At 45.9% G+C, this 15025-nt stretch carries 5 protein-coding genes; 4 read left to right on the forward strand and 1 reads right to left on the reverse strand.

Annotation, left to right across the window (positions count from 1 at the left end; all coding sequences use genetic code 11):
- The first annotated feature begins 3 nt into the window (after window positions 1–3).
- The 3 genes from UQW94_RS08105 to UQW94_RS08115 all read left to right on the forward strand — a co-directional run bounded on the left by UQW94_RS08105 (window position 4) and on the right by UQW94_RS08115 (window position 11452).
- On the forward strand, window positions 4–816 hold the full coding sequence (locus UQW94_RS08105; protein ID WP_322142169.1) for a formyltransferase family protein: 813 nt from the start codon (window positions 4–6) through the stop codon (window positions 814–816).
- Between the two features lie 280 nt (window positions 817–1096).
- Entirely contained in the window at window positions 1097–1711 is a 615-nt protein-coding gene (locus UQW94_RS08110; RefSeq protein ID WP_005373442.1) for a phage tail protein, read from the forward strand.
- Window positions 1712–1831: 120 nt separating this feature from the next.
- Complete coding sequence (locus UQW94_RS08115; RefSeq protein ID WP_322142170.1) at window positions 1832–11452, forward strand: Ig-like domain-containing protein; 9621 nt, start codon at window positions 1832–1834, stop codon at window positions 11450–11452.
- 589 nt (window positions 11453–12041) lie between these two features.
- Here UQW94_RS08115 and UQW94_RS08120 read toward each other — a convergent pair.
- Complete coding sequence (locus UQW94_RS08120) at window positions 12042–13445, reverse strand: PLP-dependent aminotransferase family protein (RefSeq protein WP_213876934.1); 1404 nt, start codon at window positions 13443–13445, stop codon at window positions 12042–12044.
- Window positions 13446–13803: 358 nt separating this feature from the next.
- Here UQW94_RS08120 and ampC point away from each other — a divergent pair, with 358 nt between their 5' ends.
- Window positions 13804–14955: a class C beta-lactamase gene (ampC, locus tag UQW94_RS08125; RefSeq protein WP_322142171.1), complete on the forward strand. Its 1152-nt coding sequence runs from the start codon at window positions 13804–13806 to the stop codon at window positions 14953–14955.
- Window positions 14956–15025 lie beyond the last annotated feature (70 nt).

The following is a 15025-nucleotide window of genomic DNA, read 5'->3' on the forward strand; positions in this document are numbered from 1 at the left end:
GATATGCAGCAAAAATACGTCGTTTTTACAGGAAGTTGTTACGCCTTGCCCATCATTCAGTTGTTGGCACAACAGCATAAATTGGCGGGCGTGGTAGTACCGGAAGGAGAACTAAATCCTGACTTACAGCAGCTACAGAGCTATCTGAGCGCTCAATCGATTCATATTGCTCAGTATACCGCCAATGACAGCAGTGCTTTGATAGCGCAACTCGATGTTTGGCGAGTCACGGATGGCGTTATCTATTTGTTCAGGCACATAGTTCATTCCTCGCTGTGTCAGTTTTTCAACGGAAACTTGTACAACATTCATCCGGGAAAGCTGCCCGAGTATCGAGGCCCGATGCCTCTCTATTGGCAATTAAGAGAGGGTTTAGACACCTTTAGCCTCACCCTGCATCGTCTTGAGGCATCGGCTGATTCCGGCGCTATAGGAATGGAGTTAGAGGTACCATTTCACCCGTTTGAGACCTTAACCAGTGCTCAGCAAAAAGCGTCACAAATGACGGCTAAGCTGATGTATGACTTCCTCATCGCGCAACAAAAGCAAGGGCTGGTTTGGCGTGAACAAGTATCAAACCCCAACGAAGTGGCACGAGCAGTAAACCAACATGATCTGCACCTTCGTTGGAACGTGCAAACGAGTCGCGAAATCGTCAACTTAGTGCGAGCAGGCAATCATGACTTCGGTGGTGCGATGTTGAGCTTGCCAAGTGGTGTCGCCAATGTTTTGCAAGCAAGCGCAATGGAGACTTCTTTAGTCGGTGTTGAGGCGGGAGCATTCTCGAGATCAGCCCACAACATGGGTTACAAGTGAAAACGTTAGATAGCGCCATATCAATAGATGTTATTGCTACACCGCAAGGCGTGTTTTCGGGTTATCGCTATGCGCAAATGGCTGGGCTAGATGCTGGGATGTCATTGCTCCAGCACGCTTCAACTTGTGAGTAAATAAATATCTCAATACGGTGCTTTGCGGCAGTGATGAAGCCCGTAACGGTATTTAGTAATGCGAGATTGGAAAGTTTTAACCAACCACACCAATTTCGTTATGGGCTGGTTTTAACTTAAGTGTATACGTTGAAAGGAAGAACAGTATGGCTACAGAACCGTATCTTGGGACACTAACCGCATTTGGTGGCAATTTTGCAATTAGAAATTGGGCAATGTGCTCGGGGCAAATGCAGGCAATTGAAGATAATCCAGCGCTCTTCTCTCTAGTTAGCACTCTATACGGAGGTGACGCCCGAACTACCTTTGGTTTACCTGATTTGCGTGGCCGCAGTCCAGTTGGTGTAGGCACACGACCTGGGGGGATGGATTATCATCAGGGAGAAAGATTGGGTACTGAACTGGTAACTATTGATATAACTCAAATGCCAGCACACTTACATACGGCAATTTTTACCCCTCTTGGCACTTCTGCACCTGTAACAGGCAGGATGCAGGTTGCTACCAATGCTGCAAATACACAGGTACCCGATAGTAATTCGTATATAGCGCAAAACTCTACCCCCGGGTTCTATAAACCGACGTTTCAGCAACCAGATTTGACCGAGATCGAAGGCTTAAGTGTGTCTGGTAGTGGCTCGGGCGGAGGTACTGTAACTGTGACTGAAACAGGCGGTTCAATGCCACTTAATATTTTGAGCCCGGTATTGCCGATTAATTGGTTAATTGCCACTGCGGGAGTATACCCACCGCACAGCTAATCAACCAAGAAAGAATTGGCTGAATCTTTAGCTAATCCTTTCCTATAAAAAAATTAAATATTTAAGTTGATTATGATAACCCGGCCATGTTGATAAGGCCGTCATCTTCAGGAGAGGAAAATGAGATTACATCGTCAGGTTGCGATCGCAATTACAACAGCATGGGTGTTCTCAGCGTTTTTTTCCGGTGGAGCCTGGGCTGCACAGCAAACGATTAACTACTCTAATGGTTCAGGTTCCAATTTTAGTGAGGTGGAGACCGGCGTCACAGGGGGTATGCCCTCAGTCACTCTTACCAATGCAGGTACTGTATCTATGGTATTAGATGCGGGCACTAGCTCGGATGGCACTCCGTTTACTGGCCTAAATGACCTCGGATTTGTAGCTGGTGTTCTTTACTCAAATACCATGATTAATGAGTTCAACAATCGTGGCTTCCGCTTTTTTGAGAAATCAAGTACTAACTTCAGTTTCGACGAAATTACCTTTATGCAGGGGTCGGCCCGAGACTCAGATAAAACGTATCAACTTGTGTTAACTGGCTTCTCTAATGATACTCAAACAGTGACCGAAACTGTCACCTTGCCAAAAGGTGGTGAAGCAAACTCAGGGTTACAGGACTTGTTTACCCTGACCCGTGGTACAGATTTTAATGATTCGGCATGGCAGGACGTTGATACAGTGACTATGGCGTTTACCCGAAGTCCGGGTGCTGACTCTCGTTATCTTATCAGAAGTATCAAGATTGATGACGCTGCGGTTTCAGACTCTACCGCGCCTACTTTTGTCAGTGCGAGCTCAACTCCCACTGATGATGCAACCAATGTTTCTGTTAGCAACAACATCGAGATTGCCTTCGATGAAAATATTGAGCTGAAGAGCGGCAATATTACCATTCGTAATGTTACCGACAGTCGCGACTTTGAAGTATTTAATGTTGCCACCGAAAGCGATGGCATAACAACATCACCAGGCGCTGGTCGCATCAGTGTTACCAACAATAAAGTTTACTTAAACCCAACCAGTGATCTGGCAGGGAACCGGACCTACGCCATTCATATTGAATCCAGTGCCGTGGCTGACAGCGCAAATAATAGCTTCGCTGGGATCAGCGATGATGCCACATTTAACTTTACGACAGTCGATACCACGCCAAATGCGCCATCTACACCCGATTTAGATGCTAGTTCGGATACCGGGCCATTAAATACTGATAATATTACCAGTGACACTACACCAACGTTTAGTGGGACTTCTGAGAGTGGATCGATCGTTACTTTATACAGTGATCAAGTCGGTGGAGGTGCAACGGTTATTGGCACAGGCACTGCTACTGGAGGAAACTGGCAGATAACAACCAATGAGTTGGCGTCTGGTATTACACATGCAATAAGTGCTAAAGCGTCTGATAGCGATGATAATGTTAGCTCGGCATCCAACGCGTTAAGTGTCACCATTGATACAATAGCACCATCCGTAGTGAGCATTACCACGCCGATTGAGGCTGACAGTATCGTCAACGCTGCAGAAGACAACGATGTGTTGATCGCTGGCTCCGGCGCGGAAGCAGGCAACAGCGTGACCGTGACTATCACAGACAATAACAGCTCTGTCAGTCGTACGGTGACGGCCGACAACTCAGGCAACTGGACGCTGAGCGGCAGCGAGCTGGATGTCAGTGGCCTGAACAATGGCACCCTGACGGTGTCTGCAACCCAAGCAGATATAGCAGGTAATATCTCCACCGCAGCTAGCCAGAGTGTTACCCTAGACAATGCAGCCCCATCAGCAGTGACCATCACCACGCCGATTGAAACCGATGGTATTGTCAATGCGGCAGAAGACAACGACGTACTGATTGCTGGCTCCGGCGCGGAAGTAGGCAACAGCGTGACCGTGACTATCACGGACAATAACAGTTCTGTCAGTCGTACGGTGACGGCCGATAACTCAGGCAACTGGACGTTGAGCGGCAGTGAGCTTGATGTAAGTGCGTTTAACAACGGCACCCTGACTGTGTCTGCAACCCAAGCAGATATAGCAGGTAATACTTCTACCGCAGCCACCCAGAGTATTACTCTGGACAATGCAGACCCATCTGCTGTAATCATCAATACGCCGATTGAAACTGATGGGGTCGTCAATGCGGCAGAAGACAACGACGTACTGATCGCTGGCTTCAGTGCGGAAGCAGGCAATAGCGTGACCGTGACTATCACGGACAATAACAGCTCTGTCAGCCGTACGGTGACGGCCGACAACTCAGGCAGCTGGACGTTGAGCGGCAGTGAGCTTGATGTCAGTGGCCTGAACAACGGCACACTCATAGTTGCTGTGACGCAATCGGATACGGCGGGTAATACCTCCAGAGTGACCACCCAGAGCATTACCTTAGATAACGCCGCACCATCAGCTGTGACCATCACTACACCGATTGAAATCGATGGTATTGTTAATGCAGTGGAAGATAACGATGTGTTGATTGCTGGCTCCGGCGCGGAAGCAGGCAACAGCGTGACCGTGACTATCACGGATAACAACAGCTCTGTCAGTCGTACGGTGACGACCGACAACTCAGGCAACTGGACGTTGAGCGGCAGCGAGCTGGATATCAGTGGCTTGAGCAATGGCACCCTGACTGTGTCTGCAACCCAAGCTGATATAGCAGGTAATATCTCCACCGTAGCCACCCAGAGCGTAACCCTAGATAACGCAGCGCCATCCGCTGTTACCATTTCCACGCCGATTGCAATCGACGGTATCGTCAATGCGGCAGAAGACAATGATGTGCTGATTGCTGGCTCCGGCGCGGAGGCTGGCAATAGTGTGACCGTGACCATCACGGACAATAACAACTCAGTCAGTCGTACGGTGACGGCCGGCAATACCGGGGCTTGGACGACTATTGGCAGTGAGTTTGATGTAAGTGCGTTTAACAACGGCACCCTGACGGTCGCGGCGAGCCAGAGCGATGCGGCGGGCAACACCTCCAGTATAGATAGCACAACAATTACGTTAGATAACGTGAGGCCAACTGTTTCTTTGAGCAGCTCAGACCTTGATTTGATCTCTGGCGAAACGGCGAGTATCACGTTCACCTTAAGTGAGTCCTCAAGTGACTTTACTGAGTCAGATGTCACCGTCACTGGCGGCAGTTTGTCTAACTTTGCGGGCAGCGGTGACAATTACACGGCCACCTTTACGCCGGATAGAGACAGTACAAGTACAGCGACGATTAACGTGGCGGCAGATTTCTTTACTGATGCTGCCGGGAATAGCAACACTGCTGCGCCTCAACTGTCTATAACCGTTGATAGTTTAGTGCCGAGTGTGACTATCTCCAGTGATAAATTGGCGCTGAAAGCGGACGAAACGGCGACCATTACCTTTACCTTAAGTGAAGCGTCGAGCGATTTTACCGAGGCGGATATCACGGTTAGTGGCGGTACTTTGTCTGGTTTTGCTGGCAGTGGTAGCAGCTACACTGCGACCTTTACACCAACGGAAGAGAGTGCGACGAGCGGTACTATTGAAGTTGCCACAGGCACATTTACCGATGCCTCTGGTAACACCAATAGTGCAGCTACACCACTTTCCATCAGCGTCGATACTGTGCTTCCAACCGTTAGTATCACTAGCTCCAGCGCTGCGTTGAAAGCGGGTGAAACGGCAACACTCACGTTTACCTTGAGTGAAGCCGCAACTGATTTTTCCGAAGCCGATGTGACCGTGGCTGGAGGAACTCTTTCTAACTTTGCGGGCAGTAGCGCCAGTTACACGGCTACCTTTACACCTGCAGAAGAAAGCACTGAGGATGCAACTATTGATGTTGCAGCCGAGAAATTTAGCGACGCAGCTGGCAACCTCAATACAGCAGCGACTCAGTTGTTGATCTCAGTGGATACGGGGATCCCGACTGGACATAGCATCAGCATTGATCAGGAGAGCATTAACAAAACCAACGAACAGGCGATGAGCTTTACCTTCGCAGCAGCTGAAGTGAACGCGATGTTCACTTATAGCGTGACCGACGGTACCACGACCATTGACGGCGCTAGTCAAACAATTTCTTCGGAGACCATGCAAGTAACGGGCATTGACGTCACTATTTTGCAAGAGGGGACGTTGACAGTAAGCGTGGTGGTAACCGATGCCGCAGGCAACGCATCTGATGCAGTGACGGATACTGTGACCAAACGCTACGATGTCGCGCCAACGGTAGTTGATGATAGCTTCTCGACTGAGGAAGATACGGCGAAACAATTTAATCTGTTAGCCAACGATTCCGATGTTAATGATGACATGGTCGCTTCTTCTACAACGATTAAAACGCAACCAATTAAAGGTCAGGTGTCGATCAGCAACGGCGTTGTTACCTATACGCCAAATAATAATGAGACAGGCACAGATAGCTTTACCTATACCGTGAAAGATGCCCTGCTGCAGGAGTCGCAAGAGGCGACAGTGACCGTCACTATCATGGCTATAAATGATGCGCCAGTCGCTAAAGCGCTGACCATCAACACCGACGAAGATACCGCAAGCGCAGCAGTCAGCGCGCGTAGTCAAGCGGAGGATGTTGAAGATGGCATCCCAACGGGTGATTTATCGTTAGTTAGTTTGCCTCAAAAAGGACAAGTAGCCATTGATCAAACTGTAGGCACTTTTGTATATACGCCGAATCCGAATGAAAATGGTAGCGATAGCTTTACTTACACGATCGCAGACAGTGAAGGCGGCGTTTCTCTTGCGGCCACGGTCAGCGTCAATATCGGTTCCGTCAATGACTCACCAGTAGCGGAGGAAGACAGTTTTACTTTTGATGAAGATATCACATCGACACTCGATATTTTAAGTAACGACAGTGATATTGAAGATGGGTCATTCACCCCGAGTAGTATTACCCTGCAAGATCTTGGTCAAGGAGAGGGGGTATACAGTTTTGCCACGGTCAGTGTCAATGTCGATGGGACCTTAAAGATTGTGCCAACAGCGAACGTTAATGGTCAACATAGCTTTACCTACATGCTAACCGATAGTGGTCAAGCAGTCTCAGTGCCTGCAACCGTCACGCTCAATATTACGCCAGTGAATGATGCCCCCGTTGCTGTTGATAACAGTGCACAACTACTAGAGGGAGGCTCCTTCGAGGTCAATGTATTAGGCAATGATAGTGATGCCGATGTTGGAGACAGTTTTGAACTCACTAGTGTCACAGTCGTCGATACGCCAGCACATGGCAGTGTGAACGTGACGGCGTCAGGAGCGATTGTTTACAACCCCAATGAGAACTACTTCGGTGAAGATAGCTTCACCTATACGGTGGCAGACTTAGCAGGTGCTGTATCTAACGCCGCAACAGTGACCATGACAGTAACACCAGTCAACGACGCACCAATGGCGCAAGCACAGTCACAAACGCTTGATGAAGACAATAGTTTGGTGATCACGCTGGTTGGTTCAGATATTGATAACGATGATGACACTCTGCAGTATCTTATCACTGAGCAAGTCAGTCATGGCGTGCTAGAGCAGTTGACCAATAATAGTTGGCGCTATACACCAGAAGCGGACTTCAATGGCTCCGACTTCTTCTTGTTCAAGGTCAACGACGGTGATCTCGACTCGACAGAGGTTCGTGTCGATTTGACGGTTAATGCAGTCAACGATACACCAACCGCGACCGATATCAGTGCTACGGGAGAGGAAGAAATACCGCTGACCATTACTTTAAATGGTAACGATGCAGAAGGCTCATCTTTGAGCTATCAAATTGTAAAATCGCCAGTCAACGGTAATGTTACCGTCACAGGCAATCACGCGGTTTATACGGGTAACAGTAACTTCTTTGGTCAGGACAGTTTCACTTACAGCGTAAGTGACGGAGATCTTACCTCAGGAGTGGCGTTAGTGACCATCACGGTGAATAACGTTAATGACGCGCCAGTGATTACGGGTACCCCATCGGCGCAAGTTGATGAAGATAGTGTGTATCAGTTTGTGCCCGCGGCATTGGACAATGACCCAGCGGATACTCTGACCTACTTGATAGCTAACAAGCCACCTTGGGCTACATTTGACAAGACAACAGGAGCGCTTTCTGGCACGCCAAGTAACCGTTATGTGGGGACTTATCCAGGTATCGTGATTAGCGTATCCGATGGCACTATTTCTTCCTCATTGTCAGCTTTTTCGATTACTGTGACTAACGTTAACGATGCACCCGTTATCTCTGGTTCACCAGCAACACAAGTGAATGAAGACAGCACCTATCTGTTCACGCCACAAGTGTCAGATGTTGACAGCCAAGCCTTCACCTTCAGTATCGTGAACAAGCCATCTTGGGCTAGCTTTGATGCATCAACAGGCACGCTTAGTGGTACACCAGATAATGGTGATGTTGGCAAATATCAGGGCATTGTTATCTCGGTTTCTGATGGTCTCACGACCACAATGCTCAATAGATTCAGTATTGTGGTTAACAATGTCAATGACGCGCCAGTGATCAGTGGCACTCCTGCTCTTACCGTCAACGAAGGCAGTACGTACCGCTTTGCGCTGCAGGCATCGGATGTTGATAGTAGTAGCTTGAGCTTTTCAATCCGCAATAAACCATCATGGGCAACCTTTGATAGAGCAACTGGGTTGCTAAGTGGTACGCCGGAAAATGAGCATGTTGGCAGCACCAATAATATTGTTATTAGTGTCTCAGACGGTGAGCTAAGCACATCTTTAGCAGCGTTTAGCATCACGGTAATCAACGTTAATGACGAGCCAGTGGCGGTTAATGATACCTATGTCTTTACCGAGAGTAACGATGGTAGCTACTTATTGGATGTACTCAGCAACGACAGCGATGTTGATCTAGATACATTACAACTGGAATGGGTTAAACCTACATCTGGAACGGCAACGATTGTGGGCAGTCAAATCCAATTGGTAACGACCTCAATTGGTACAGTGGCAGTGCAATACAGTGTGAAAGATGGTAACGGTGGAAAGGCCACCGCGAAAGCAATCGTGACAATTAAAAGTGCGAAATTGGACGCACCAACAATAGCCGCACCTTCAGATATCGAAGTGAACGCAACTTCGCTCTTTACTAAAGTTGCATTAGGCTCTGCTGTGGCACGAGATAGTACAGGCAAGCTATTACCTGTTTCATTGGTCGACAGCACGACCTTTTTCCGACCTGGAACTAATACGGTCTATTGGCGCACTCAAGACTCTGATGGAAACGTCGCTGAAGCTAGTCAAACGGTAACAGTGTATCCACTGATAAGTATCTCCAAAGATGCGCAAACCACGGAAGGCACCAATCATAGCGTATCGATACACCTTAACGGTCCTTCGCCGAGCTACCCAGTAATCATACCTTATACGGTTTCAGGAAGCACGGACAGTGATGACCACACGCTCACCTCTGGTGAAGTGGTGATACCTAGTGGTACCGAAGGCAAACTTTCGTTCGAACTACTTAATGATGGACAAAATGAGGGCGTTGAAACCTTAGTGATTGATCTGGACAGCACCCTTAATCTAGGTAGTAAGCGTCGTTACACCTTGACAATCTTTGAAGAGAATGTGGTTCCGAAGGTCACGGTAAGTGTATCTCAGGCGGGGGAGCAGCGGAGCCAAATTGAAAATGGTGTTGAACCGGTCACAATCACGAGCAGTGTTAGTGATGCCAATATGTCCGATATACACAGTTTCAGATGGAGTAGTGATAGCGATGTACTTAACCAAGCGATTGCGGGGCAGATGTACAGCGAAACATTGACTTTCTCTCCGCAATTACTGAGTTCAGCGATTTACAATTTGCAATTGACAGTTACTGACAATGGCACTCCACCATTATCAGTGACACGGAATGTCTATTTAGAAGTGGTACAAACATTGGCGGAGCTCGGGAGTGAAGACAGTGATGGCGACTTAATCCCGGATGATCAAGAAGGTCATAATGATAGTGATGGTGATGGTATCCCTGATTATCTTGATGCAATTTCTGACTGTAACGTAATTCAACAGGTTGTGTCAGAAAAAGATCGCTTCCTCATTGAGGGGCAGCCAGGTGTCTGTTTACGCAAAGGAATAACCATTCTGACTAACGCAACAGGAGGAGCTTTATTGCTGGATGAGGAGCTTCCTAAAGATATCAACATGAAGAGCATAGGGGGAATCTTTGATTTTGTAGTAACTAATTTGCCGCTGCCCGGCCAAAGCTATCAATTAGTTTTGCCTCAGCGTTTACCTGTTCCAGCAAATGCAGTGTACCGAAAGTATAACGCTGAACAGGGGTGGATAGACTTTATTGAGGATGCTCAAAACACGGTTTCTTCTAGTGCTGGCGAGGCTGGTTATTGTCCGCCACCAGGGCACAGTTCATGGTCACAGGGTCTGACTGAAGGTGACTGGTGTGTACAACTTACCATTGAAGACGGTGGTCCGAACGATGATGACGGATTGGCTAATGGCAGTGTCGTTGACCCTGGCGTCGTTGCCGCTCGTGTAAGCAATAATACACTCCCTCAAGCGATTGACGACAATGCGTTTGTTAGTCTCAATGGTACGGTGACGATCGATGTATTGAGCAATGATGCTGATGCTGATGGTGATGGGCTGAAGGTAAGTCGCGCTTCTGTAGATATTGGTAGTGTTAGTGTGGTTGATAACAAACTAAGTTATGTCACTCAACCACAGTACTACGGGGAGGCTTTGATCACTTATAGCGTAACGGATGGTAATGGTGGAACGGGATCGGCGAAGGTGACGGTAAATGTGGTAAACAGTCAGAATCCGAATGCGGTGGACGATAATATTACCACCGATGATCGTACCCCTGTCACGGTTTATGTCCTTGCTAACGATACCGATCCGGATAACGACACATTGAAGTTGGTTTCAGTCCAAGCGCAGTATGGGCAGGCGGTCATGAATGCAGATCAGAGCGTGACCTATACCCCTACCTCAGGGTTTGAAGGCAATGATGTGTTGACATATATCATTCAGGATAGCCAAGGCCTGCAAGACGCGGGGAAAGTTATAGTGACCGTTAAGTTGGTAAGAGATGTAAAGGTTGAAAATACTTCAGCAGGATCATTGGGTGGCATGGTGTTGATGCTTTTGATTTTGTTAGGAGCCATGCAACGTTATGGAAGAAACAGTGCTCTAGCACTAATTGCTGTGTTTAGTTTTAGTAGTCAAGCGGGCTGGTATGTTGATGTTCAAATGGGGTCAAGCCATGCAGATGAGCGTGATGCTGTTAAAGGTGATAACGTAATCTCTACTGACAACACCGGGTTCTATCGCTCTGTCGGGTTGGGATATACTTTTTCTGATCAATGGTCTGGAACTATTCGTTATATTGATATGGGTGAAGGTAGTGCTACATTGCGTAGTGCTACTACTTCACCAGAAGACTATCACGCCAATGTCGCATCTATAGCCCCACTCCTTGTTAAGGGCATGGGCTTCGACATCGGTTATAAGTTCTGGCAATACAATTCATGGTCCGCAAAACTGAGTTTGGGGGGCTTGTTCTGGGATACCGATATTGAAAGTACGTATCAAGGCAGCAAGATAACGACGGAAGTGGATGGTTTTGATGGATATATTGGTGCAGAAGTTGGCTACAACCTCTCAGATAATTGGGAGATCGGTGTCCAAGGCGCTCGTTATTTTTTACATGAAAATGATGTTGATATAATTGCGCTACAACTTCGTTATTTTTTGAGCCGTTAGCAGCGTATTAACTTATGGTTTGGTATTTTTCGATAATTTATATCCCAATTGCTCATGAAGCGGTATGGTAAATCACTGGAGATTAATGTCGTGATTGTGCTCTTTATTATGTAGGTCAATAGTCTATAACAAATCCTTAATTACCTTGAAGTCTTTTCTTCTTTAACATCTAGCGAAAGATAGTGTTTTGATAGAGTGTTAAACAGAACTTACGGTTCGATATTAGAAAAATAAGGTTCATTGAATGCTCGATGTGAACTTAACTTAAAAGAAGATGATTTACGCAATAGGGTTGTTGGTAGTGCTGCAAATGTCAGCGTGATACGTCGCTTTACTTTGAACCTAGTACGTTTACAGTCGAAGAAATATAGTGTTGGGGCTGAAGCCAAACCAAGCGTGTCAGAGCGACACAATTCGTAGTGAACTCTTATTTGGTTGAAAAGCGTTCCAAGCTCGCAGTTGCCCCTGACTCTGCTGGTGATAACAAGACGATAAATTGATACCTAAACGATAATTTGATATTGCCTCTTCATAAGTCTATGGTTTTTTAAGTTTATGACATTTTTGAACGGGTAATTTTATATCTGCTTTACTCCAATATTGATTGAATAATATCAAATGCTTTTTCTATTTTTTGGGTAGGAATAATGCCAAATCCAAATAAGAGGGCATTAGAATGATTGTTGATAGAAAAATGCGATGATGGGTAAACCGCTACATTTGATGAAGCAAGTTTATTCATCATTTGTGTCGCGCATCCCGATACTTCAGCTGCTATATGCAATCCACCTTGGCTTGGAATACGTTGTAAGCAATCTATGTTGTCAATTAATTGAGTGAGTTTATGATACCTTTCGCTATAGATTTTATTTATATTGAGTAAATGGTGAGAGAAATGACCGTCACGCATGAATTCGTCAAGTAGGATTTGAGACACTACAGATGTACTTCTTCCCAAGTGCCACAACATATTTGAAATTGGCTCCATTAAAGACTTTGGTGGAATCATATAGCCAATGCGTATGCCGGGAAATAGTATTTTAGAGAAACTGCCTATCATAACGACGCAGTCATTTTTGTCTTGTGACTTGAGAGCTTGCTTACTGGTATTGAGGTAGTGATATTCCGCATCATAATCATCTTCGATAATGATTGCGTTATTAACTTCTGCCCATCTCAGCAGTTCTAACTTCCTTTCAACTGAGTAGCTAAAGCCTAAAGGGAACTGATGACTAGGCGTTGTATAAATAATTTTGGTATTAGAAGGGATTGATTCAACGACAACACCTTGGTCGTCCATCGGCACGGAGCCTATTTGCGCGCCAAGTAATCGAGCTTGATTTCGAAAAACAGGATATCCTGGATCTTCCGTCGACACGAGATCCCCCGGAGAGAGTAATGTAAGGAGAGTCGTCATTATTGCCTGCTGGCACCCTTGAGTAATGATGATGTCTTCAGGGTCACAGATTACGCCTCTCGAGTGTCTCACATACTCGCAGATAGACTCTCGTAAACAAGCTAACCCTTGCAAATCACCGCCATGTGCAAACTCTGGAGTTAATGCATTGAGCCTACTCAGTCTTGAGTGTCGCCAAATATGCTTTGCTATTCTCTGATGATCAGGAACGCCTAAAGTGAAGTCATAGTCTAGATTCTTTGGTGCGATGATCTCTGGCTTCTTCGCTGCGTTAGTGCCAAACACCCCTAGTTGGTAGTGTTTTATTGGTCTCTTATCTTGATTCATCGTTTGTTCTAGAGCATTACTTACGTACGTGCCAGACCCTGCCTTTTTTACTATCCACCCCTCGAACTGAAGTCGCTCATACACCGAAATGACAGTGTTTCTTGCTATGCCTAACTTTTTCGACAGCATGCGAGTTGATGGTAATCTCTCATTTGATCGTAATCTGCCTTCTAATATCCCTTGGTATATCTCGGAATAAAGTTGTTGGCTGGTGACTTTTCCAGTTTCGAAGTGTAGTGAAAATGGCATCGTTTTCTCTGTAGACGTTGAAAAGTGGTTCTAAAGCGGTGTGAGGATGTGGATCTGTATATACCAAGTATATCTACCTAGTATACCGTTATCTTGGTATGGAGAAAGCGCATTTGAGAACACTATTTCCCCATTTTGCAAACGGATGTTACTCACATTCGTACCTAATCGGCCTACTTATCAACGGTGATCAGGTTTAGACCTGTTTATATCGCACTAAAAATTTGAAGACACAGTGTATTCATCGAGGGTTAACGATTGGAGTTCTTCAAGTCAGGATTACTTTTATATAAAAAGTTAAAAGCCTTGGAATAAACTAGAAATTAATTATAAGTGAAAATTAAAAATTGAGGGTTCAATGAAGTTAAACAATGCCTTGGTAGCCATTTTATCGCTCACTTCTTTCGTCACGTTTGCGAAAGCGGAGTTAACGGTTAGCAGTCAATTAAAGAGCGTAGTTGATGAATGCGCTAAAGGATTAATGAACGAATACGACATTCCGGGTTTGGCTGTTGCAGTAACGATTGATGGTAAACGTTATTTTTATAATTACGGTTTGGCTGACGAAAGTAAGGGGAGTTTAGTCACCAACGACACAATTTTTGAACTCGGCTCTATAAGTAAAACTTTTGCCGCTACTTTGACTGGTTATGCCCAAGAAAAAGGTAAGCTAGACATGGATGACAAGGTCAAGGATTATATTCCAGAATTAGAGAATAGTGCTCTGGGTAATACCAAGCTAGTTCATGTCGCCACCTACACTGCGGGTGGTCTACCACTGCAATTTCCTAGCGAAGTAACGAACGACGCTGAAATGATGCAGTACTACAAAACGTGGCAACCGGAGTACGAAGCCGGTACTAAGAGGAAGTACTCAAACCCTAGTATTGGTCTATTTGGCTACATCGGTGCCTTGAGTATGAAGTCAGATTATACGGAAATGATGGAAACCGTCATTCTGCCTGAGCTCGGTATGACCAATACGTTTGTCGATGTACCAAAGGATAAGCTTAACAACTATGCTTTTGGTTATAGTTCTGAGGGAAACCCAGTTAGAGTTAATCCAGGTATTCTTGATGCACAAGCCTATGGTATTAAATCAACAAGCTCAGATATGCTTCAATATATCGAAGCAAATATGGGGCAAGCGCAACTGAATAATGATATTGAGAATGCGCTAGAGCGAACTCACATTAAGTATTTTAATACCGATACATTTACGCAAGCAGTAGCGTGGGAAGGTTATGATTATCCCGTCTCACTTTCACAATTATTGAAGGGTAACTCCAGCGACGTAATTCTCAACGCTAAACTGGTTCAAGCAAGTGAATCCGGTACTCTCGGTCGTGACATTTGGTATAACAAAACGGGCTCAACAGGTGGCTTTGGGGCATATGTCGCGTATGTACCCTCTGAAAAAATAGGCATAGTGATTCTAGCGAATAAAAACTACCCTAATGCCGAAAGAGTAGAGGCTGCTTACCATATTATTAGCTCAGTGGTGAAGTGAATTTTAGTGGTAATAGGAACTACGTAATTATTAGAGTTTATTTAGATTCATACTATCTACAGTGTTTTAT

It is taken from the genome of Vibrio sp. PBL-C16, assembly GCF_034321865.1.
GTDB classification, from domain to species: domain Bacteria; phylum Pseudomonadota; class Gammaproteobacteria; order Enterobacterales; family Vibrionaceae; genus Vibrio; species Vibrio alginolyticus.

Bases quoted from the DNA above. Each gene is read 5' to 3' on its own strand.
- UQW94_RS08120 (WP_213876934.1), bottom strand. From the start codon at position 13,445: ATGCCATTTTCACTACACTTCGAAACTGGAAAAGTCACCAGCCAACAA.
- UQW94_RS08115 (WP_322142170.1), top strand. From the start codon at position 1,832: ATGAGATTACATCGTCAGGTTGCGATCGCAATTACAACAGCATGGGTG.
- UQW94_RS08105 (WP_322142169.1), top strand. From the start codon at position 4: ATGCAGCAAAAATACGTCGTTTTTACAGGAAGTTGTTACGCCTTGCCC.
- UQW94_RS08110 (WP_005373442.1), top strand. From the start codon at position 1,097: ATGGCTACAGAACCGTATCTTGGGACACTAACCGCATTTGGTGGCAAT.
- ampC (WP_322142171.1), top strand. From the start codon at position 13,804: ATGAAGTTAAACAATGCCTTGGTAGCCATTTTATCGCTCACTTCTTTC.